Here is a 19,499-nt window from a genome sequence, read left to right as displayed (position 1 = left end):
TCACTCCATTGTGACTTTTGTCCCTGCCTCGCAGGCGGCAAACATCAGGCGTTACGGAAAACGATCGCCGGTGCGCCGGTCGACCCCAAGGGAGAACAGCCTCATGAATCTGAAAGTCGTCCTGTCCGCCACCGTGGCGATCTGTCTTGGCGTCTCCGCTGCAATCGCAGCCGGAGAACCGCAGACCGTCCGTCAGGAACTGATGAAGAAGGCAGGAGCTTCGGCCGGCGCGCTGGGTGCGATCGCCAAGGGCGAGAAGCCCTATGACGCCGAAGCCGTCAAGACCGCCCTGACCAACTTGGTCGAAGTCGGAAAGACCTTCCCGGAGCATTTCCCCGCCGGCAGCGAAACCGGTCTCGATACGGAAGCAAGCCCGAAGATCTGGGAAAACATGGATGACTTCAAGGCGAAGTCGGCCAAGCTCACATCGGTCGCCGAAGCCCAGCTCGCCGCGATGCCGGCCGACCAGGCAGCCGTCGGCGCCGCTCTCCAGGCCATCGGCGCCACCTGTGGTGACTGTCACCAGACCTATCGCCTGAAGAAGAACTGATCCCTCCAGTCGGGCGCTCTTGGGGCGCCCGACATCGATTTGGGCTCGTTGAAGCCTATCCACTTTCAAGGAGGGCCTGATGGCATCGATTTGGCTGAAGGGTCTCGGCGGCTTGGCCGTTTTGGGTGTTGCCGGTTTCGGCGCATTTCTCTGGGTGACGGCGCCCGAGAGGCAGGATGCGTCCGTCTGGGCCAATCTCGGCGATCCCGATCTCGCCCATGGCCGGGAAGTCTTCTTTGCCGGCGGCTGCGCCAGCTGCCATGCGCCGGCGGGAGCAGAAGGGGATGCCCGACTGGTCCTCCCCGGCGGCGCGCCGATCAAAAGCGATTTCGGCACCTTCCACCCCCCGAACATCTCAAGCGATCCGGACGTGGGCATCGGCGCCTGGACGCTCGCCGAATTCGGCGATGCCATGACGCGGGGCGTTGGACGGAGTGGCGAGCACCTTTATCCATCCTTCCCCTATGGCTCCTATGCCCGAATGACGCCTCAGGACGTCAATGATCTCTACGGTTTCCTCAAGACCCTGCCGGCAAGCGACAAGGTGGCTCCTGCCCACGAGCTTGGCTTCCCCTTCAATCAGCGCCTCGCGCTCGGCGGCTGGAAATTCCTCTATTTCAGCGCGGCACCCCGTGTCGAACTGACAGACGCCTCGGACCTGGTGAAGCGCGGCCAGTATCTCGTCGAAGGCCCAGGACATTGTGGAGAGTGCCATACGCCGCGCGATGCGCTCGGCGGCTTCAAGTCCGGCCAATGGCTGGCCGGCGGTCCCAATCCGGAAGGAAAGGGCACGATCCCGAACATCACCCCGGGCTCGAAGAGCATCGGCTCTTGGAGCGCAGGCGACATCGCCGCCTATCTGGAGACCGGCTTTACCCCGGACTTCGACAGTGTCGGCGGGACAATGGTGGAGGTGCAGAAGAACATGGCGCAGCTTCCGGCTTCCGATCGGGAAGCGATCGCTGCCTATCTGAAGGCCGTGCCGGCGGTGCAATAAGCACCGCCTTCGCCTTGGCCAGCATCGCGCAAGGCTCATCCGGCATCCTGCCCACCTCGAAATGCCTTCGGAGGGGCCATGAGCATTGAACGCCGGCGGATGGAGAGTGCGCTACGCTCGCTGCTCGATAACTACCCCGATCCCGCGCTGCACCAATGGGTGGACCAGACGGTGCGCGCCTTCGAGAAGCGGCTCTCGGCGATCGTTGATCCGCGCGAGCGCGACCACGCCCAGCAGGCAGCGCTCATCCTGATCAAGACGACCCTGCAGAAATGGTCGGAAAATCCGCCGGTCCGTCACTGACGAACGACCGGTAAGCCCGGCATCGTCACCCGCGATGCTCGGCCGCAAAGGTGGAAAGCTCGGCTTCGGCCTCCGGTCCGTAGAGGTCAAGCGCCTTCAACACCTCGATCGCAAATGTATCGGGCGACGATCCCGCAGCCGTGACAATACCGCCGTCGCGCACGGCAGGCGCCTGGTCGCGATAATGCGCAGCCCCTTGATAGCCAGGGTATCGCTGATGCGAGGCGAGCGCGTTGCCGGTATGGGCGACGGTGTTCAGCACCCCGGTTGCGGCAAGCGCACTGGCCGCCGCACAGATCCCGCCGAGAACCTTGCCCTTGTCGTGGAATGCCGTCGCAAGCGCCGTGAAGTCGTAAGCGATACCCTTTTCCCAGGCAGAACCTCCCGGAATGACCAGTGCGTCGAACGTCTCGGCGTCGATTGCATCATAGCCGATATCGGGCGTCACCTTCAGCCCGCCCATCGAGACGACGGACGCGCCATCCGGCGAGGCGGTCACGACGTCGCAGTTCAGATAATAGCGGGCCGCCGCCATCAAAAGTGCGGGCTCCCAATCGGCGAAGTCGTTCTGCAGGGCAATGGCAATGCGTGTCATGTCCAGTCTCCGTCCCGAGCGCAAAAGAGTGCTTAGTTCAACGCATGCAGGTAGCGCATCCCGGTGACCGGGCGCGGCACGAAATCCATGTTCTCGTAGAAGCGGTGCGCGGCGACATTGCCGGTGGCAGCCGAAACCGACAGGAAGTCACAACCGGCTTGACGGGCGATCTCGCGGGCCCGATCGACCAGATGTTGGCCGATGCCATTGCCGCGCTGGCCGTCGCGCACGAAGAGGTGGTGTAGATCCATGCCGCGCTTGCCTTCCTGCGCTCTGTAGAGCGGCACCAGAATGGCGTATCCGATCAGGCCCTGGCCGTCATCGGCGACCAGCGCCTGGATCCACGGCATCGGGCCGAACAGATCGCGTTCCAGCTTCTCCGGCGTCATCGCTGAGGCATCGCCATGATGCTGGGCCAGCGCCGCGATCATCGCGTTCAGGTCCGGCAGGTCGCGCGGCTTTGCGTGACGAATGGCGATCACGGGCGGGCGGGGCAGGGTGATGTCGGTGTCTTCGGTCATGTTACTTTCCCTTTTGCTTGCTCTGCGCCGTCAGGGGGAAAGTCGTCTGGAAAACAACAAGGCCGCCTGACGGCGGCCTGTTGACAATATGATCTTGTCGGGCCGCCGGTTACCGGTAGGCCCAAAAATACGTGCAGGTGATGTTTGCGCGGATGTCGATCATGGCGCGTTTGATGCGCCTGTTTTAATCGATTGTCAACGGGGGCTTTCCCTAGTGTTGTTGATGGAGTAAACTCCATCAACCGCTGTGAGAATGTGATGGCAAAGGCGACACTGGTCCGCAGGTTGCGCAGCTTTGTTAGATCCGACGTTTTCGTTGAGATCGTGATTTGGCGGGTGCCAACATCTGTTCGCGGAAGCATCCACGCCTTCAAATACAGCCTCGCATTGATCGCCAACGGGGTATGCGTTCTGCGCTACGAGAACGAAGCCGGTAAGGGAGACCGCAGACACTTCGGGTCAACAGAGGCGGCCTATGCTTTTACTGGCACAGACGCTCTGACCGCAGATTTTCTGAGTGATGTGAAAGGATGGTTGTATGACAACCCTGAAGGTGAAGATCGAGAGTCTCGACCAGACAATGGCGACCGTCGCTGACCTTCTGAAGGCAGCGGAAGCGGGGGATAACACGGTTGGCGAGTTTAGCCTCAGCTTTCCGTCCTGGGAGATGATGCACAAGGTGCTGACCCCCAAGCGGTTGGAGATTGTGACGGCGATGACAGGGCAGGGGGCGATGCCGATGCGTGAGGTTGCGCGCCGGATAGGCCGGGATTTCAAAGCCGTTCATGCCGATCTTGAGACGCTGTTGAAAAGCGGCGTCATCGACAAGGCTGACGGTGGTGGGGTGATATTTCCGTATGACCGAATTCACTTCGAATTCGAGATCAAGTCGGCAGCCTGATCACACCGCTCACCGCTCGACCCTCACCCCCGCCTTCGTCGTCAGCCGTTTCTCGAACCCCACCTTGGTCAAAAGCAGATCCTTGTCCGTATAGTGCACCACATCATCCGGCGAGCGCGTACCCACCACCAGATAGATCACCGGCTGATCCGATCTGTTCTCCAGCCGATGCCCCACCGCGACGCCCGCCTTGAAGGTCGCCGCATCCCCCGGCAACATCTCGGTCAGCGCCTCCCCTTCGTTCAGCGTCACGCGGCCTGAGAGCACATAGACGAACTCGTCCTCCTGCTCGTGCCAGTGTTTGTGCGAGGACATGGCGCCTGGCATCAAAGTCTCGACGAAGGCGCCAAACTGCGTTAGGCCGCCGGCATCGGAGAGCAGACGAGCCTCGTAAGGGCCGAGCCCGGCATTCACACCCGTGCCGCTCCACGTCTCCAGCGGTGCCTCATTCTGTCGGATCACCGGCATGACGCTTATCCTTCAGTGCTCGTGTTCGCAAAGCCCGTGGTCGGCCAGCGCCTGAATCACATAGCAGTCGCCGATCGTATGGTTTCCGCAATGGGAGACGATGCGCGACAACTCCTCCTCAAGCTTCTTCAGCTTGGCGATCTTCTCCCGCACCTCGTCCAGCTGCTCCCGGGCGATCCGGTCGGCAGCCCCGCAGGGCTCTTCCGGATGCCGGCTGAGCGTCAACAACTCGCGGATCGCCTCGATCGGAAAGCCGAGGTCACGCGCATGGCGGATGAAGGCAAGCCGCTCGAGATCGGCCTTCTCGTAACGCCGCTGGTTGCCCTCGGTGCGGTCGGGCGCGGAAATCAGGCCCATCTGCTCGTAATAGCGGATGGTCGGCACCTTAACCCCGGTCCGCCGCGAAAGGTCTCCAATCGCATACATCGCGAAATTTCCTCTTGAACCTCTAGTCACTAGAGATCGTAAGACTGCTTCGTGACCAGATCAAGACGTGAAGGATCAAGACGAATGAGTGCTTCCTGCGGCCATGACCATGCCCCCTTCGACGGCATGTCCGACACCTACAAGCGGCGTCTGTGGACGGTAATCGCTATCAATGCTGCCATGTTCATAGTCGAAATGACGGCCGGTCAGCTCGCCCGCTCCCAGGCGCTGCAGGCAGACGCGCTGGATTTCTTCGCCGATGCCGTCACCTATGGCATCTCGCTCGCCGTCATCGGCGCGTCCTTAAAGACCCGTAGCATCGCCGCCGCCGCCAAGGGCGGAAGCCTCTTCCTGATGGGGCTCTGGGTCTTCGGCTCGACGCTCTACCGCGTCTTTTACCAAGGCGTGCCGGAAGCGCCGATCATGGGAGTCATCGGTTTCCTGGCGCTCGCGGCAAACCTCGCCAGTGTCCTGCTGCTGATGAGTTACAAGGACGGTGATGCCAATGTCCGCTCCGTCTGGCTCTGCTCGCGCAATGATGCGATCGGCAATGTCATCGTCATGATCGCAGCTCTCGGCGTCTGGGGAACGGCGACCGCCTGGCCGGACCTGATCGTGGCGGCCATCATGGCGGGGCTGTTTCTCTATTCGTCGGTCCAGATTCTCTCGCAGAGTTATGCAGAGTGGAAAGAGGGCGAGCCCCTGACCCTGAGTGCGAGCTGCTGCGGCTCTGCCGCAGATCAGGGGCACAGCCACGCCCATAACCACGATGCCGATGACCATCCGGGTCACACCCATCGCTGATACGCCTCTGAGCAAGACAGAAAAAGGCCGGCGCGGCATCATGCCGGCCGGCCTTTATCTCCGCATCGCAACCTTAGAATTCGTCGTAGACCGTCGGGTCTTCATATTCGCGGTAGGCTGCTTCGACCATTTGCAGCCGCGTGGCCTCACCCACTTCGTAGGCGCTCTGGGCGCTGTTCAGCGACACGACGGACTTCCGGCCACCTTCCACCGTCCACAGCGCCGAAGCCAGCTGGTTCGACAGCAATGTGCTCGAAAAGGTGCTGGCGCCAGTCGCCCGTGCCGAAGACGTCGCCGCAGTTTCCGACGAAGCGTCGTCAACAGTCGCCGTGCCCGGCACATGACGGCTTTGGTAGGAATAGCTGCTGAGACCGCTTTCGATCCTCATGGCGGAGACCTCGGTTAAAGAATTAACCTTTTGTTAACTTTTCAACCTTGCGCGAGGCTTGCGTCCCGCGCTGCGTCACGAGGATTGGGCCTTGCGGAAATGCGGGGCAAAAAGTAGTGCGGCGAATCACAGCGAAAAACGGGATTGCCCAGTGCCGCCGATGCGGTTGTGACAAGCCCGTATGAAACTATGGCCGAGAAAGCTGGAAGGCGCTACATCTTCCCCGCCACCTTAATCGCATAGGCATATTCAAACGCGATCTCTTCCAGCCGCTGGAAACGTCCCGATTTACCGCCATGGCCGGCGGCCATGTTGGTTTTCAAGAGGAAGGGCCCAGCCTCGGGCGCCGCGTCCCGCAGCTTCGCGATCCACTTGGTCGGTTCCCAATAGGTCACGCGCGGGTCGGTGAGGCCCGAAAGCGCGATGATCGGCGGATAGGCCTTGGCCTCGACATTGTCGTAGGGGCTATAGGCCGCGATCCAGCGATATTCCTCTTCTGACTCGATCGGATTGCCCCATTCCGGCCATTCCGGCGGGGTGAGGGGCAGGGTGTCGTCGAGCATAGTGTTCAGCACGTCGACAAACGGCACGGCGGCGATGATGCCGGCGAATTTTTCCGGTGCCATATTGGCAACCGCGCCCATCAGCATGCCGCCGGCAGACCCGCCTTCGGCGATGATCCGGTCGTAGGAGGTGAACTGCTCTTTCACCAGGTGGTCGGCAGCCGAGATGAAATCCTTGAAGGTATTGACCTTCTTTTCCATCTTGCCGTCTTCATACCAGGAGAAGCCCTTATCCTTGCCACCGCGGATATGGGCGATCGCATAGACGAAGCCGCGATCGGCGAGCGACAGGCAATTGGTGTTGAAGCCGGCGGGGATGGTAATGCCATAGGCGCCGTAGCCATAGAGCAGGCAGGGGGCGGAGCCGTCGAGCTTCGTATCGCGGCGGTAGAGCAGCGTGACCGGCACCTTCTCGCCGTCATACGCTTCGGCAAAGACCCGGCGGGTAATGTAGTCCTCAGGGTTATGTCCCGACGGCACTTCCTGGGTCTTGAGCAGCGTGCGCTCGCGCGTCGCCATGTTGTAGTCGAAGAGCTGCGAGGGTGTGGTCATCGACGAATAGGAGAAGCGGATGACATCGGTGTCGTATTCGGCAGCCCCCTGCAGCCCCAGCGAATAGGCTTCCTCGGCAAAGGCGATCGAATGCTCCTCGCCTGATCTGCGGTCGCGGATCATGATCACGGGCAGGCCTTCGCGGCGCTCCAGCCAGACGAGATGGCGGGCAAAGGCCATGTGGTTGAGGATCAGCCGGCCCGGCTCATGCGGCACCAGCTCTTTCCAGTTGGCCTTGCCCGGTGCCGAAACCGGTGCCTCGACGATCTTGAAGTCCTTGGCGCCATCGGCATTGGTCAGGATGTAGAAGACGTCACCGCCCTCGGTCATCGAATATTCCACACCCTCTTCGCGCTCGGCGACTAGGACGGGTTCTGCCATCAGGTCCTTGGTCGAGAGCAGACGATATTCCGAGGTCTCATGGTCATGGATGTCGATATAGATGACATCGTCCAGCAGCGAGCCGCCGACGCCCATGAAAAAGCCAGGATCCGTCTCCTCGTAGACAAGGCGATCCGACGACTGCGGCTGACCGATGATGTGGTGAAACACCTTGGACGGCCGGTGGTTCTCGTCCTGCAGGGTATAGAAGAAGCTCTTGCCGTCGGGCGCCCACACGCCGCCACCGGCGGTGTTTTCAAGCACGTCGTCGAGATCCTGCTTGGTCGAGAGATCGCGCACCCGAAGCGTGAAATATTCCGAGCCCTTGTCGTCATAACCCCAGATGCCGAAGGCATGGTCGGTCGTGTGGTCGATGCCGGCGAGGCGGAAATAGTCTTTGCCCTCAGCTTCCTTGTCGCCGTCGAGCAGCAGCTCGCGCAGGCCCTCGTTCTTCGGGTCGCCGTCACGCGGGATGCGGAAATAACGCGGCTGCTCGCCGCCGGTGACGAAGGCCGAGCCATAGGCGAAAGGACCGTCCTTCATCGGGATCGACGAATCGTCTTCCTTGATGCGACCTTTCATTTCGGCAAAGAGCGTCGTCTGCAGCTTGGCCGTATCGGCCATCGCCGCGTCCATATAGGTGTTTTCCGCCTCCAGATAGGCGCGGATCTCGGGGTCGAGGATCGAGGTATCCTTGAACATCTGCTGCCAGTTGTCGGCGCGCAGCCAGGCATAGTCGTCTGTTCTGGTGATCCCATGGCGGGTATCGGAGACGGGCTTCTTGGCGACAGTGGGGGCTGCGGGCAGATTTCTAAAAACGGACAAGGTTTTCTCGCTTTATCAATTCAAGGCAGATTGCCTGCCTGTGTGGTTTCAGAGATAAAGCCGCCCCGGCGGGACTTCAAGCCAAGTGTTCCGTGCAGCTTGCTGCAGACGGCAGGACAGGACGATAGGCAGACGAGAATGACGATGATGACCCCCTTGAGGTTTTTAAGCCTCGCTCTCTTCTGCGCGGCCTCGATTGGTGCGGCAGCTCCGACCCCGGCCAAGCCCTCGACAGCGTCTCCCAAGCCGCGCCTCACCGAGCCCAAGCTCACCATCGCGCAGGTGAAGGGCGAAGGGCCGGCGGTGGCGCTCACCTTTGATGCCTGCATGGGCAAGGTCGATGATCGCATCCTCGACACGCTGGTCGAAAACCGCATCCCCTCCACCGTCTTCGTCACGGCTCGCTGGCTGAAGCACAATGCCGCCGCCTTCGCCGTCATGCGCGCCAATCCCGATCTCTTCGAAATCGAGGACCACGGCGAAAACCATGTGCCTGCCATCGACGTTCCGATGACCGTCTTCGGCATCAAGACAGCCGGCTCCTCCGAAGCAGTTGCCGCAGAGGTGGAGGGCGGGGCAGAGGCTATCGTTGCTGCCGGCGGCGAACACCCCGTCTGGTTTCGTGGCGCAACGGCCAAATACACCCCGAGCGCGATCGCAGAGATCCAGTCGCTCGGGTACCGCGTCGCGGGTTACTCGATCAATGGCGACAGCGGCTCGCTTTTAGGCGCTGCGGGAGTCGCGCGGCAATATCACCGCGCGAAAGATGGCGACGTGATCATTTCGCACATCAACCAGCCGACCCATGAGGCCGGCGAAGGCGTGGTCAAGGGCATCCTCGACTTGAAGGCCCGCGGCTTCCGCTTCGTCCGGCTGAAGGACCGCACGGAACCGCCCTCGACCAAGAGCTTCTGACCCGATCAGCCATCCGTCCCATGGCTGGATTTCGCCCAGTCCATATAAAGGTCGAGCGCCTTGCGCGTCACCGGCCCCTCCTGGAACTGCGCATCATCGAGCCGCGTCACCGGCACCACCTTGGAATAATTGCCGGTCTGGAAGATTTCGTCGGCATTCATGAAGTCCTCGACCGACAGCGTCGCCTCGCGCACGTCGAAACCGGCGCCGCGCAGCAGGCCGATGATCCGGGCACGGGTGATGCCGGCAAGGAAGGTGCGGTTGGCGGCGGGCGTGAAAACCACACCGTCCTTCACCATGAAGACGTTGGAAGAAGCCGTTTCCACCACATTGCCGTTCAGGTCGCGCACCAGAGCATTGTCGAAGCCGCGTGACCGGGCCTCTATGATCATGCGCCCGGAATTCGGATAGAGGCTGCCGGTCTTCGCCTCGGTCATCGCCGTTTCCGGCGATGGTCGGCGGAAGGGCGAAACCGTCAGCGACGAGGGCTTGGCAGTGTGCATTGGCGCTTCGAACAGGCAAAGCGCGAACCGCGTCGACTCCGGATCAGCCGCGACCACCGATCCCATCTGGCCATGTTCGGCCCAATACATCGGCTTGATATAGATCGCCGTCCGGCCGTCGAACTTGCCAATCCCTTCCCAGGCCAGCCGTTCGATTTCCTTCGCCTCCACCACCGGCTTCAGCCCCATATTGACCGCCGAGCGGTTGACGCGCTCGCAATGCAGGTCGAGATCAGGCGCGATGCCATCGAACCAGCGCGCCCCGTCGAACACCGTCGAGCCCAGCCACATCGCATGCGAGACGGGTCCGATCAGCGGCGGATTGCCGGCAAACCAGTCGCCATCGACATAGGTGAATGTGGGGGTGCGGGCGGATGTATCGACGGCCATGACTGGTCTCCTGTTCTCATTGCTATGCAGCAAAGGCGCGGGCGCCGGAGAGGTCAAGGACAAACTGGTATGAGGCACGGAAAATCCCGCAATCGTACCCGCGGAGCTGCAAAAGTTATGATTTTCTTCGCGCGATCAGCAGCTTGCGAGATCGATCCATCACCGTTCGCGATGTGTCGACCACGCTCGCGGCGGGCATCGTGGTTAAAGGTGTTGTAACAGATTTACGCGATATTGAACGAAAGCAAGGCCCGCGCCCTGCCAGTCTGTGGTTTCGCGTAACTTCTGAGGGTCATCATGCACAAGGCGCGTTTCGCTTCACTTCTCTTAGCGTCCGTAGCGCTCACCGCCTCGCCGGCTTTGGCCGATGGCTTCTTTTCCGGCAACTGGTACGTGACGCTCGGCGGCGCCGGCATTTCCGCCCCCACGTTCGAAGGCTCCAAGAACCGCAAGCTCTTCTTCCAGCCCATCATCTCCGTTGGCCGGGGTGGCACGCCGCGTTTTTCCTCGCGCAACGATAATCCGAGCTTTGCGATCTATGACGCGGACGTCCTGCGCGCCGGTGTCGTCGGCAAATTCGTGCCCGGGCGCGACGCCGGCACGGACGATGCGCTGAAAGGCCTGTCTGAAGTCAAATGGGGCGGTGAACTCGGCGGCTTTGCCGACCTCTATGTCACCGATTACCTGCGCGCCCGCGCTGAGCTGCGCCAGGGCATCCGCGCCCATGACGGACTGGTCGCCGATATCGCCGTCGATGCCTTCACCGATATCGCCCCCGGCCTGCGCGTGTCGGCCGGCCCGCGCATGACCTATGCGACGAGCGGCTACACCCAGGCCTATTACGGCGTCAACGCCGCCGAATCCGCCGCTTCAGGCCTCAGCCAGTATGATCCCGATGGCGGCATCACCTCTTATGGGGCGGGCGGTGCGGTTACCTGGGACGCGACCGATAAGCTCTCGATGAGCGCCTTCACCGAATACAAGCACCTTGCCGGCCCCGCCGCCGATTCGAGCCTGGTCCGGGAAGAGGGCACCCGCAACCAGCTGATGTTCGGCGTCTCGGCCAGCTACAAGTTCGGCGTCAGCTTCGACTGACACAGGGCCGCATCGGATTTCCGCGCGGCACGGCCAGGGGGCGGTTTTCTTGACCGCGCCCATGCTCTATCAGTTGGGATATGAGCACAGCCGATCCCATCACCGACCGCGTCATCGACGCGCCCTCCGACAATTTCGTTTATCGCGTTCTGCCGCGATGGCTCTGGCCGCATGCCCAGCTCGCCCGCTGGGATCGGCCGATCGGCTGGCAATTGTTGATGTGGCCCTGCTTCTGGTCCTCGGCACTCGCCGCCAATGCGCTTGCCGCAGAAGGCCGGCTGAACCTCGGCCTCTTCGCGTTTCACCTTGTGCTGTTCTTCATCGGCTCGGTCGCCATGCGCGGCGCCGGCTGCACCTATAACGACCTCGTCGACCACGAGATTGACGACAAGGTGGCGCGCACCCGCTCGCGGCCGCTGCCCTCCGGTCGCATCACGCGGAAAAATGCCAAGATCTTCATGGTCCTGCAGGCCCTGGTCGGTCTCGCCGTTCTGCTCTGCTTCAACACGTTTTCGATCGTGCTCGGCATCCTCTCGCTCGCAATCGTCGCGATTTACCCTTTCGCCAAGCGCTTCACCGACTGGCCGCAATTCTTCCTCGGCCTGGCCTTCTCCTGGGGCGGGCTGATGGGCTGGGCGGGGCTGCATGGCAATCTCTCGCTCGCCGCCGTCCTCGTCTATGCCGGCGCCGTTGCCTGGACCATCGGTTACGACACCATCTATGCCCATCAGGACAAGGAGGACGACGCGCTGGTGGGTGTGCGGTCCACCGCCCGCCTGTTCGGCGATGACACGAAGATCTGGTTGGTCGGCCTTTATGGACTGACGCTCATCCTGCTGCTCGTGGCTTTTGTTGTTGCCGGTGCCGCCTGGCCGTCGATTCTCGGGCTGCTGGTCGCCGGAGGTCTGCTGGCCTGGCAGATCAAGGTGCTCGATATCGACGACGGCGCCCAGTGCCTGGCTCTGTTCAAGTCGAACAACTGCGTGGGCCTGATTATTTTTGCCGGTCTCATCCTGGCGCTGCCCTTCGCCTGACTCCGTGGCGCAACAGCCGCAAGGGCGATTGTATTCGCGTATAAAATAGGGTACCCCCCTATGCTATGAGTCACACGCAAAAGCATCAGGCCAAGCTGATTGCCCGTATCCGTCGGATGAAGGGCCAGCTCGAAGCCGTCGAAACCGCGCTTCTAGCGCAGGCGCCGTGCGCCCAGATCCTCAACCAACTCGCCTCGATTCGCGGGGCCATGTCGGGACTGACGGCAGAATTGATCGAAGATCATATTCGCGAGCATCTCGTTGATCCCGACCGTGAGCCGGATCCCGAGCGGGCCGGAAATGCGCAAGACCTCATCGACGTCGTCAGGAGTTACCTCAAATGACTGGACACGATCATCACCATCCCCATTCGCACGATCACGATCACGATCACGATCGCGATCACGATCACGATTACGGGCATGGTCATGGGCACGCTCATCCCCACTCGCATCCGCCGCCGGCGGGCGAACGTCTGCCCAATCGCCATTCCCACATCTTTCTCGGCGCAGACCATGACCGCAACGCCCGGCGCACTTGGATCGTCATTGCGATCACGGCGACGATGATGGTCATCGAAATCGCCGCCGGTATCCTGTTCGGCTCAATGGCGCTTCTCGCCGACGGCTGGCATATGGCAACCCATGCCGGCGCAATCCTCATTGCAGCCCTCGCCTATCGTTTCGCACGGCGCAATGTCGATAACGGCCGCTTTACCTTCGGAACAGGCAAGGTGGGGGATCTCGCGGCCTTCGCCAGCGCCATCGTTCTGGCCGTCGTCGCCCTTCTGATCGGCTGGGAAAGCCTGATGCGGCTGACAGCGCCCGTGCCGATCAACTTCAGCGAGGCGATCCTGGTCGCGTCTATTGGACTCGGGGTGAACCTGGTCTGCGCCGTCCTGCTCAATGGCGGCGGCCATCATCACGACCACCTAGGCAATCATCACGCCCATCATGGCCATGACACCAATCTGCGCGCGGCCTATATCCACGTCGTGGCCGATGCGGTCACCTCGGTGTTGGCGATCGTCGCGCTCATCTTCGGCAGTTTGTATCAATGGCTCTGGCTTGATCCCGCAATCGGCCTCGTCGGCATGGTGATCATCGGTCGTTGGTCCTTCGGGCTTTTGCGCCAGTCCGGTGCCATCTTGCTCGACTACGTGCCACGGGAGGAACACCTGCCGGACGAGATCCGCGATATTATCGAGGGCGAGGGCGCCGCCATTGTCGATCTGCATGTCTGGCAGCTGGGCCCTGGCCATCATGGCGCGATTGTTTCCTTGACGGCCGATGAGCCGAAGTCGCCCGCCCATTACCGTCATAAGCTCGCACGTCTGCGCGAACTGTCGCATGTAACGATCGAGGTCGATTGGCCAGTATCGGCACGCTCGGCCTGAACCTTCCTCAAAATCAAAAGGCCCGAAAGTCACCTTCCGGGCCTTTTTCGTCTCAAAGAGAGACACAATCAGTTGCGGGCGATGATTTCCTTTCCGGAAATCTTCATGGTTACACCCAGCTTGCCAGTCGTGCGGCGCACCAGGAAGCGTGGGCGGCGCTCGGCGAAATAGGAGTGACGGCGGCGCGGCTGCGTCTCCTTGGTGCGAACCTCGCCGATATGCTCTTCGAGCGGCCGGGCAACGCCATCGGCCTCGACCATCAGCATCGGAATGCGGAAGGCATCCGACCAGCCACGCCAGTCGGCGGCGATGTCGCAAAGGTCGTGGGCGACCAGAAGCGGGATGCACAGTTCCGGATCATCGTGATGCAGTTCCAGCGTCACCGTGACTTCGCCGTCACCATGATCGATGGCACGAGCCGCCACGCCTTTGAAGGCGCGGGCAGGAAGAGCGAAGGAAAGCGGAAGGCCGCTGCCGGCCAGGATCTTGCGCAGCACGGCGCCGCGTTCGTCGATGGTGATCGTCACGTCTCCAGAGGCTCCGCGCAAAGCGTAGGTGACCTGCTGAGGGAACCGTGCAGGGTCCAGTCGCAAGGTGGCGCCGGCCCATGCAGGCTTCAAAACGGTGTTCGTCATCTTCATGCTACCCTTGTTTTACCCGAGAGCACGTCATGTGCTCGTCTGTTCGGGACTTTGCGTCCTCTATGACGCCAAGATAGCCACGCCCCCTTCGAGACAGCTTAAAAATCGCGGTAAAAAAAACCTTGCGGTCTCAAATGGTTAGTTTTGTCATATCGGGCAGGGTTTCGAAAAAGTGAATTTTGGGCCGCCTTGTTTCAGGGAGAAACAGACGGAGCGCGATAGGCCCGAAACCAGGGCCGCTCCGCGGAGCGGAAATCGCCACTTCGATCCGCTTCTTCAGGATTTCATAAAGCTCCAGGCAAGGATTGAGGCGCATAATGCGATTCGCGCTGTCTGTATCTTTGCCAAGGAATGCCCAATGGTTTCCACCTTTCTGAGCTACAATCTGGTCACCCGTGACCTGAAGGGAAGCCTCGATCGCGTGGCCTCGGACAGCACCGTCGCGCGCCAGACCCAGTACTTCAAGGACAACATCGACAAGGTCACCTCGGTCGACGAGTTCCTCGATGACTATCAGCTCTATTCCTATGCGATGAAGGCCCATGGTCTCGAAGAGATGACCTACGCCAAGGCTTTCATGAAGAAGGTGCTGGAAAGCGATCTGAACGACGAGAAGAGCTTCGCCAATCAGCTGAGCGACGACCGCTACCGCAATTTCGCCGCCGCCTTCCAGTTTACCGAAGAGACCGCTGACGGCCAGACGGATGCGCAGCAGACGAAGATGCTGGAGCAATACGAATCGGCACTCGCTGCCGAAAGCGATTCGCTTGAGGCGGAAAGCAACTACTACGATCAACGGATCGATACGATTACCAGCGCCCAGAGCCTGGTCGGGACATCACGACTGCTGAATTACGCCTTGAACGCTTATGGCATCGACGGCACCTATTACAGCAAGGATCACATCCTGAAGGTTCTTACGAGCGATGTGAGCGACAGCAACAGCTATGTGAACCAGCTGGTGAAGAACAAGAGCCAGGACGCTGCCGGCTTCCTGAAACTGGCCAAGGCCTTCAATTTCAACAGCGATGGCAGCCTTTCCGACACCAAGGCACAGACGGATACACAGAAGGAGGCGACGATCTCCCTCTATGTCGACGAGGAGCAGACCTATGTCAGCAATTATTATCTGGAGCGCGAGAAGGCATACTACGCCTCCAAGATCGGCAGCGTCGACTCCGTCACCGACATCACCTCCGACAGCCGCCTGTTCAACTATGTAAAGACGGCTTTCCAGCTCGACAGCACGGTCACGTCATCGGTGTTCAAGAGCATCGTCACCAGCGATCTCACCGCGTCGGACAATTACGCCCTCACCAATGGCGGCGATGCCTGGGTCGCGCTGGCGCAAAAGTTCAACTTCGACACCACAGGTGCGGTCAAGGCCGATTCGACAGCTCAGTCCAGCACGCAGCTCGCCACGACCAACAGCAATTTCGCGACCTATTACGATGACGCCGACCAAGAGAAGAAGACGGCCCTCATCGAGACATACAAGGCCGGCATGGCCAAGGTCAGCAAGGTCGATGACATTCTGAACAACGCTTCGTTGAAGCTGATATTGCAGCGGACCTTTGGATTCGAATCCAGCGAGTTCAGCAACACGGAACTGCGCAAGGCGCTGACCAGCGACTTCACCGATCCGGAGAGCTACGCCAACAAATCCAGGGATGAACGCCTGATCGAAATGTCGAAACTCTTCAACTTCGACAGCAACGGCGACATCGACGCCCCGCTTCAGGCCCAGAGCACATTTGTCGCGACGATGGTCGCCAAAGACTACATCATCAACAAGTCCCGTTTTCTGGAGGGGACCGAACTGAAGACAACCAAGGAAACCGCCACCAAGGCGGCGACCTATTACCAGGAAAACATCCAGGGCGTGGAGACGGTCGATGACCTGTTGTCCGACCGCGGCATCATCGACGTAGTGATCGGCGCCTACGGCCTGGATGAGACGGTGAGCGACGATTTCCTCAAGCAGATATTCGCTTCCGACCTGTCCGATCCGAAGAGCTTCGTCAATCAGCAGTCCAGCAACAAATGGGCCGAACTGGTTGCATCCTTCAACTTTGACAGCGAGGGCAAGCTGACCCGCGAGACCTTGGGCACAGTCCAGCAGCGCGGCGAGACGCTTGAGACAGTCAATCTCTATATGCGCCAGACACTGGAAGAGAACGAAGGCGAGAGCAGTGAAGCTGTGCGTCTCGCTCTTTATTTCGAACGCACAGCACCCACGATCACCGACGCTTATGAGATCATTGCCGATGACGCTTTGACGGAAGTCTTCCGGACCATCTTCGGTTATACCGATGATTTTTCCAACATGGATGTCGACGCGCAGGCCAAGGTCATCAATTCGCAGCTTGAGTTGTCCGACCTTCAGGACCCGAAGAAGCTGCAGCGCCTAATTGAGCGCTATACTGCCATGTATGACACAGAAAACGGCAATTACGACACCACGGCGGTCTCGATCCTGTCCGGCGGCAGCGCCAGCATCTCGGCCGACCTGCTTCTCAGCATCGCTCAGCTCAAATACTGATGAATCCGAAAGCCGCCGGCACCTTGCAGACGGCTTTCCTTTTGGCTATCGATATATCCGAAGAAATATATCGATAGGGATTTCTGATGCGTAGATTCACAACGCTTGCCGTCCTCGCTCTTGGCGCGGTGGTGGCCCAACTCCTGCCTGGCGCCATCGCGGCAGGCCGTGCAGAAGCCGCTGATCCCGTTACAGTCTTCGCCGCCGCAAGTCTCAAGGAAAGCGTCGAGCAGATCGCCTCCGACTGGAAGGCCGAAACCGGCAACGAGATCCGCCTGTCCTTTGCCGGCAGTTCGGCGCTTGCCAAGCAGATCGAGGAGGGCGCGCCCGCAGACGTCTTCATCTCCGCTGATCTCAAATGGATGGATCATCTCGGCAAGGCCGGCCGCATCAAGCCCGACACCCGCATCAACCTGCTCGGCAACCGTATCGTGCTCGTCGCGCCGAAGGATGCGACCGTAACGGCAACCATCGCCGACGACTTTCCGCTGGCGAGCCTTCTCGGCGATGGCCGCCTCGCCATGGCCAATGTCGATGCCGTGCCCGCCGGCACCTATGGCAAGGCGGCGCTCGAAACGCTCGGCGTCTGGGAGAGCGTCAAGGACAAGGTCGCCCAGGCGGAAAATGTCCGCGCCGCTTTGCTGCTCGTCTCGCGCGGAGAAGCCCCTCTCGGCATCGTCTACGAGACGGATGCGAGGGTCGATCCGGGGGTGAAGATCATCGATCGCTTTCCGGAAGCAAGCCACCCGGCCATCGTCTATCCGGCAGCGCTGACGACCGATGGTAAGAACGCGCAAGCCGCAGCCTTCCTCGCTTACTTGCAGGGGCCAAAGGCCCATGCCATTTTCACCGAAGCCGGCTTCTCCGTGCTCGCCAAGACCAATTGAAGCTCGATCGAGCCAAAGCATCCGGGATGTCCTGATTGAACCTGACGGCTGAAGAATGGACCGCCATGTGGCTCAGCCTGAAGGTCGCGGCGGTCGCCGTCACCTTTTCGCTGCCGCTCGGGCTTGGCATTGCCTGGCTGCTGTCGCGCAGGGATTTCTGGGGCAAGACGCTGCTGAACGGCCTGGTCCACCTGCCGTTGATCCTGCCGCCGGTGGTGACGGGTTACCTGCTGCTGATCACCTTCGGCCGTCGTGGGACTGTCGGCGCATTTCTCGAATCGACGTTCGGCCTGGTCTTCTCCTTCCGCTGGACAGGGGCGGCCCTTGCCGCCGCCGTGATGGGCTTCCCGCTACTCGTCCGCTCCATTCGCCTGTCACTGGATGCCGTGGACCGGAAACTGGAAGCGGCCGCCTCGACGCTGGGTGCGAGCCCCGCCCATGTCTTTCTCACCGTGACACTCCCGCTGATCCTGCCCGGTGTCGCCGCCGGCGCCATCCTGGCCTTCGCCAAATCCATGGGCGAATTCGGTGCGACCATCACCTTCGTCTCCAACATCCCCGGCGAAACCCAGACGCTCGCTTCGGCGATCTACACCTATACCCAGGTGCCCGGCGGCGAGGTTGCGGCCATGCGCCTCACGCTGATCTCCATCGCCCTTTCGCTCGGGGCCCTCATCGCCTCCGAATTCCTCTCCCGGCGCATCGCCGCCCGCGTCGGAGCGGCCTGATGCTGGAACTCGCGATCCGCCACCAGCAGGGTGCCTTCACCCTCGACGCGAACCTCGCCATCGGCCGCGGCCTCACCGCGCTCTTCGGTCCCTCCGGCTCCGGCAAGACGACTCTCGTCAACATCGTCGCCGGCCTGATCCGCCCCACAGAGGGCCGCGTGATCTTCGACGGAGAGCCCTGGAGCGATACCGGGCTCGGCGTCTTCTTGCCCCCGCATGAACGCCGGATCGGTTATGTCTTCCAGGAAGGTCGCCTCTTTCCGCATATGAGCGTATCGCAGAACCTGCGCTACGGCGAAAGGCGTTTGCCCAAGGGCGAGCGTCGCGAAGATCTCGTCCGCGTGACCGATCTGCTCGGCATCTCCTCTTTGCTAGACCGCCGCCCCGCCCATCTTTCCGGCGGAGAGAAGCAACGCGTGGCGCTCGGCCGCGCCTTGATGGCAAGCCCCAAACTGCTCTTGATGGACGAGCCGCTCTCGGCCCTCGACCAGGATTTGAAAACCCAGATCCTGCCCTATATCGAGCGCATCCGCGACGATGTCGGCGTGCCGATCCTCTATGTCAGCCATTCGCTTGACGAGGTGGCGCGGCTGGCGACCGGCGTCGTCACCTTCGAACGCGGCAAGGCAACCGCCATCGGCCGACCCGATGCCATGTTGGCAACGATCGCGCGTGGCACAGGCGACCTGCCGGCCGGTAATTTTATCGAGGCGACCGTTACCGGACACGATGACCGGGATGGCCTGACCGAAGCCTTGGCCACGGCCGGCCCGATCGTGCTGAGGCGTGCTCAAGTCGAGATTGGCGCCCGCATCCGCGTCTTCGTGCCGGTGTCGGATATCGTCGTTACGAAGGGTGCTGCCGAAGGATTGTCGGCGCTCAACAGGCTGTCAGGAGTGGTCGCTGATATCTCGGACAGCGGGCAGGGCGCTGTGACCCTGAGCGTCGACTGCAACGGCGAGCGTCTGGTGGCCGAACTCACCCGCCGTTCTGTGTCTCAGCTGGCCCTGACACAGGGCATGCCGGTCAGCCTGCTGTTCAAGACGGTGTCGATCGCATCAGAGGGACTGTTCCGCCGGCGGTAAAGTCGCGCA

General features: G+C 61.2%; 23 protein-coding genes. 15 read left to right on the top strand and 8 right to left on the bottom strand.

What is annotated here, in order from left to right:
* The first annotated feature begins 103 nt into the window (after positions 1–103).
* From ASE36_RS04355 to ASE36_RS04345, 3 genes are all read left to right on the top strand, one after another.
* Positions 104–550: a c-type cytochrome gene (locus ASE36_RS04355; protein ID WP_062275902.1), complete on the top strand. Its 447-nt coding sequence runs from the start codon at positions 104–106 to the stop codon at positions 548–550.
* Positions 551–629: 79 nt separating this feature from the next.
* On the top strand, positions 630–1,547 hold the full coding sequence (locus ASE36_RS04350) for a cytochrome c (protein WP_062275900.1): 918 nt from the start codon (positions 630–632) through the stop codon (positions 1,545–1,547).
* Positions 1,548–1,625: 78 nt separating this feature from the next.
* On the top strand, positions 1,626–1,850 hold the full coding sequence (locus tag ASE36_RS04345; RefSeq protein ID WP_062275898.1) for a hypothetical protein: 225 nt from the start codon (positions 1,626–1,628) through the stop codon (positions 1,848–1,850).
* Positions 1,851–1,875: 25 nt separating this feature from the next.
* Here ASE36_RS04345 and ASE36_RS04340 read toward each other — a convergent pair whose 3' ends face one another.
* Both ASE36_RS04340 and ASE36_RS04335 read right to left on the bottom strand, forming a co-directional pair.
* A complete protein-coding gene (locus ASE36_RS04340) occupies positions 1,876–2,445 on the bottom strand; it encodes a DJ-1/PfpI family protein (RefSeq protein WP_062275896.1) in 570 nt (189 codons plus the stop codon).
* A 32-nt stretch (positions 2,446–2,477) separates the two neighbouring features.
* Positions 2,478–2,966: a GNAT family N-acetyltransferase gene (locus ASE36_RS04335; RefSeq protein ID WP_062275895.1), complete on the bottom strand. Its 489-nt coding sequence runs from the start codon at positions 2,964–2,966 to the stop codon at positions 2,478–2,480.
* A 258-nt stretch (positions 2,967–3,224) separates the two neighbouring features.
* Between ASE36_RS04335 and ASE36_RS22760 the strand changes: the two genes are divergently transcribed.
* Positions 3,225–3,563, top strand: a complete 339-nt coding sequence (locus ASE36_RS22760) for a DUF6516 family protein (protein WP_082510825.1) — start codon at positions 3,225–3,227, stop codon at positions 3,561–3,563.
* Positions 3,505–3,867, top strand: coding sequence for a hypothetical protein (locus tag ASE36_RS04330; protein ID WP_062275893.1), 363 nt, complete (start codon positions 3,505–3,507; stop codon positions 3,865–3,867). Before ASE36_RS22760 ends, ASE36_RS04330 begins: the two co-directional genes overlap by 59 nt.
* 9 nt (positions 3,868–3,876) lie before the next feature.
* On the opposite strand, the gene ASE36_RS04325 is transcribed toward ASE36_RS04330, so the two are convergent.
* Positions 3,877–4,335, bottom strand: a complete 459-nt coding sequence (locus tag ASE36_RS04325) for a cupin domain-containing protein (RefSeq protein ID WP_062275891.1) — start codon at positions 4,333–4,335, stop codon at positions 3,877–3,879.
* A 12-nt stretch (positions 4,336–4,347) separates the two neighbouring features.
* Positions 4,348–4,761, bottom strand: a complete 414-nt coding sequence (locus ASE36_RS04320) for a MerR family transcriptional regulator (protein ID WP_062275889.1) — start codon at positions 4,759–4,761, stop codon at positions 4,348–4,350.
* Between the two features lie 84 nt (positions 4,762–4,845).
* On the opposite strand from ASE36_RS04320, the gene ASE36_RS04315 reads away from it, so the two are divergent.
* Entirely contained in the window at positions 4,846–5,565 is a 720-nt protein-coding gene (locus ASE36_RS04315; RefSeq protein WP_062275887.1) for a cation transporter, read from the top strand.
* A 73-nt stretch (positions 5,566–5,638) separates the two neighbouring features.
* On the opposite strand, the gene ASE36_RS04310 is transcribed toward ASE36_RS04315, so the two are convergent.
* Both ASE36_RS04310 and ASE36_RS04305 read right to left on the bottom strand, forming a co-directional pair.
* Entirely contained in the window at positions 5,639–5,953 is a 315-nt protein-coding gene (locus tag ASE36_RS04310; protein WP_062275885.1) for a hypothetical protein, read from the bottom strand.
* 212 nt (positions 5,954–6,165) lie between these two features.
* On the bottom strand, positions 6,166–8,274 hold the full coding sequence (locus ASE36_RS04305; RefSeq protein ID WP_062275883.1) for a S9 family peptidase: 2,109 nt from the start codon (positions 8,272–8,274) through the stop codon (positions 6,166–6,168).
* Between the two features lie 147 nt (positions 8,275–8,421).
* Between ASE36_RS04305 and ASE36_RS04300 the strand changes: the two genes are divergently transcribed.
* On the top strand, positions 8,422–9,189 hold the full coding sequence (locus ASE36_RS04300) for a polysaccharide deacetylase family protein (protein ID WP_062278041.1): 768 nt from the start codon (positions 8,422–8,424) through the stop codon (positions 9,187–9,189).
* A gap of 5 nt (positions 9,190–9,194) precedes the next feature.
* Here the strand turns inward: ASE36_RS04300 and ASE36_RS04295 are convergent, their stop codons facing one another.
* Positions 9,195–10,082 (bottom strand): branched-chain amino acid aminotransferase, encoded by an 888-nt coding sequence (locus ASE36_RS04295; protein WP_062275881.1) that lies wholly within the window; start codon positions 10,080–10,082, stop codon positions 9,195–9,197.
* 297 nt (positions 10,083–10,379) lie between these two features.
* On the opposite strand from ASE36_RS04295, the gene ASE36_RS04290 reads away from it, so the two are divergent.
* From ASE36_RS04290 to dmeF, 4 genes are all read left to right on the top strand, one after another.
* Positions 10,380–11,177: a MipA/OmpV family protein gene (locus ASE36_RS04290; protein ID WP_082510823.1), complete on the top strand. Its 798-nt coding sequence runs from the start codon at positions 10,380–10,382 to the stop codon at positions 11,175–11,177.
* An 80-nt stretch (positions 11,178–11,257) separates the two neighbouring features.
* Positions 11,258–12,211, top strand: coding sequence for a 4-hydroxybenzoate octaprenyltransferase (ubiA, locus tag ASE36_RS04285; protein ID WP_062275877.1), 954 nt, complete (start codon positions 11,258–11,260; stop codon positions 12,209–12,211).
* Between the two features lie 65 nt (positions 12,212–12,276).
* On the top strand, positions 12,277–12,555 hold the full coding sequence (locus ASE36_RS04280; protein WP_062275874.1) for a metal/formaldehyde-sensitive transcriptional repressor: 279 nt from the start codon (positions 12,277–12,279) through the stop codon (positions 12,553–12,555).
* Positions 12,552–13,607 carry a CDF family Co(II)/Ni(II) efflux transporter DmeF gene (gene dmeF / locus ASE36_RS04275; protein ID WP_082510821.1) on the top strand — a complete coding sequence of 352 codons (1,056 nt, stop codon included), beginning with the start codon at positions 12,552–12,554 and terminating at the stop codon, positions 13,605–13,607. Before ASE36_RS04280 ends, dmeF begins: the two co-directional genes overlap by 4 nt.
* Positions 13,608–13,675: 68 nt before the next feature.
* Here dmeF and ASE36_RS04270 read toward each other — a convergent pair whose 3' ends face one another.
* The gene (locus ASE36_RS04270; protein ID WP_062278037.1) at positions 13,676–14,242 is read right to left on the bottom strand and encodes a DUF6101 family protein; all 567 of its coding nucleotides are present in this window, start codon (positions 14,240–14,242) and stop codon (positions 13,676–13,678) included.
* A gap of 364 nt (positions 14,243–14,606) precedes the next feature.
* Between ASE36_RS04270 and ASE36_RS04260 the strand changes: the two genes are divergently transcribed.
* The 4 genes from ASE36_RS04260 (at position 14,607) to modC (ending at position 19,490) form a co-directional block, all read left to right on the top strand.
* On the top strand, positions 14,607–16,790 hold the full coding sequence (locus ASE36_RS04260) for a DUF1217 domain-containing protein (RefSeq protein WP_062275872.1): 2,184 nt from the start codon (positions 14,607–14,609) through the stop codon (positions 16,788–16,790).
* An 86-nt stretch (positions 16,791–16,876) separates the two neighbouring features.
* Positions 16,877–17,677 carry a molybdate ABC transporter substrate-binding protein gene (gene modA / locus ASE36_RS04255; RefSeq protein WP_062275871.1) on the top strand — a complete coding sequence of 267 codons (801 nt, stop codon included), beginning with the start codon at positions 16,877–16,879 and terminating at the stop codon, positions 17,675–17,677.
* 65 nt (positions 17,678–17,742) lie between these two features.
* Positions 17,743–18,405: a molybdate ABC transporter permease subunit gene (gene modB / locus ASE36_RS04250; protein ID WP_062278033.1), complete on the top strand. Its 663-nt coding sequence runs from the start codon at positions 17,743–17,745 to the stop codon at positions 18,403–18,405.
* Positions 18,405–19,490 (top strand): molybdenum ABC transporter ATP-binding protein, encoded by a 1,086-nt coding sequence (gene modC / locus ASE36_RS04245; protein WP_062275869.1) that lies wholly within the window; start codon positions 18,405–18,407, stop codon positions 19,488–19,490. The genes modB and modC overlap by 1 nt, the downstream gene beginning before the upstream one ends.
* The last annotated feature ends 9 nt before the right edge of the window (positions 19,491–19,499 follow it).

Source organism: Rhizobium sp. Root274 (assembly GCF_001429245.1).
Lineage (GTDB): Bacteria > Pseudomonadota > Alphaproteobacteria > Rhizobiales > Rhizobiaceae > Allorhizobium.
The sequence above is the reverse complement of the archived record's forward strand: the minus strand, read 5'-3'. Positions and strand labels throughout refer to the sequence as shown.

Coding starts and splice junctions, on each gene's coding strand:
- ASE36_RS04320 (WP_062275889.1), bottom strand. CDS start 4,761: ATGTATGCGATTGGAGACCTTTCGCGGCGGACCGGGGTTAAGGTGCCG.
- ASE36_RS04270 (WP_062278037.1), bottom strand. CDS start 14,242: ATGACGAACACCGTTTTGAAGCCTGCATGGGCCGGCGCCACCTTGCGA.
- ASE36_RS04325 (WP_062275891.1), bottom strand. CDS start 4,335: ATGCCGGTGATCCGACAGAATGAGGCACCGCTGGAGACGTGGAGCGGC.
- modA (WP_062275871.1), top strand. CDS start 16,877: ATGCGTAGATTCACAACGCTTGCCGTCCTCGCTCTTGGCGCGGTGGTG.
- ASE36_RS04260 (WP_062275872.1), top strand. CDS start 14,607: ATGGTTTCCACCTTTCTGAGCTACAATCTGGTCACCCGTGACCTGAAG.
- ASE36_RS04295 (WP_062275881.1), bottom strand. CDS start 10,082: ATGGCCGTCGATACATCCGCCCGCACCCCCACATTCACCTATGTCGAT.
- modB (WP_062278033.1), top strand. CDS start 17,743: ATGTGGCTCAGCCTGAAGGTCGCGGCGGTCGCCGTCACCTTTTCGCTG.
- ASE36_RS04355 (WP_062275902.1), top strand. CDS start 104: ATGAATCTGAAAGTCGTCCTGTCCGCCACCGTGGCGATCTGTCTTGGC.
- ASE36_RS04350 (WP_062275900.1), top strand. CDS start 630: ATGGCATCGATTTGGCTGAAGGGTCTCGGCGGCTTGGCCGTTTTGGGT.
- modC (WP_062275869.1), top strand. CDS start 18,405: ATGCTGGAACTCGCGATCCGCCACCAGCAGGGTGCCTTCACCCTCGAC.
- ASE36_RS04310 (WP_062275885.1), bottom strand. CDS start 5,953: ATGAGGATCGAAAGCGGTCTCAGCAGCTATTCCTACCAAAGCCGTCAT.
- ASE36_RS04300 (WP_062278041.1), top strand. CDS start 8,422: ATGACCCCCTTGAGGTTTTTAAGCCTCGCTCTCTTCTGCGCGGCCTCG.
- ASE36_RS22760 (WP_082510825.1), top strand. CDS start 3,225: ATGGCAAAGGCGACACTGGTCCGCAGGTTGCGCAGCTTTGTTAGATCC.
- ASE36_RS04345 (WP_062275898.1), top strand. CDS start 1,626: ATGAGCATTGAACGCCGGCGGATGGAGAGTGCGCTACGCTCGCTGCTC.
- ASE36_RS04280 (WP_062275874.1), top strand. CDS start 12,277: ATGAGTCACACGCAAAAGCATCAGGCCAAGCTGATTGCCCGTATCCGT.
- ASE36_RS04330 (WP_062275893.1), top strand. CDS start 3,505: ATGACAACCCTGAAGGTGAAGATCGAGAGTCTCGACCAGACAATGGCG.
- ASE36_RS04340 (WP_062275896.1), bottom strand. CDS start 2,445: ATGACACGCATTGCCATTGCCCTGCAGAACGACTTCGCCGATTGGGAG.
- ASE36_RS04315 (WP_062275887.1), top strand. CDS start 4,846: ATGAGTGCTTCCTGCGGCCATGACCATGCCCCCTTCGACGGCATGTCC.
- dmeF (WP_082510821.1), top strand. CDS start 12,552: ATGACTGGACACGATCATCACCATCCCCATTCGCACGATCACGATCAC.
- ubiA (WP_062275877.1), top strand. CDS start 11,258: ATGAGCACAGCCGATCCCATCACCGACCGCGTCATCGACGCGCCCTCC.
- ASE36_RS04290 (WP_082510823.1), top strand. CDS start 10,380: ATGCACAAGGCGCGTTTCGCTTCACTTCTCTTAGCGTCCGTAGCGCTC.
- ASE36_RS04335 (WP_062275895.1), bottom strand. CDS start 2,966: ATGACCGAAGACACCGACATCACCCTGCCCCGCCCGCCCGTGATCGCC.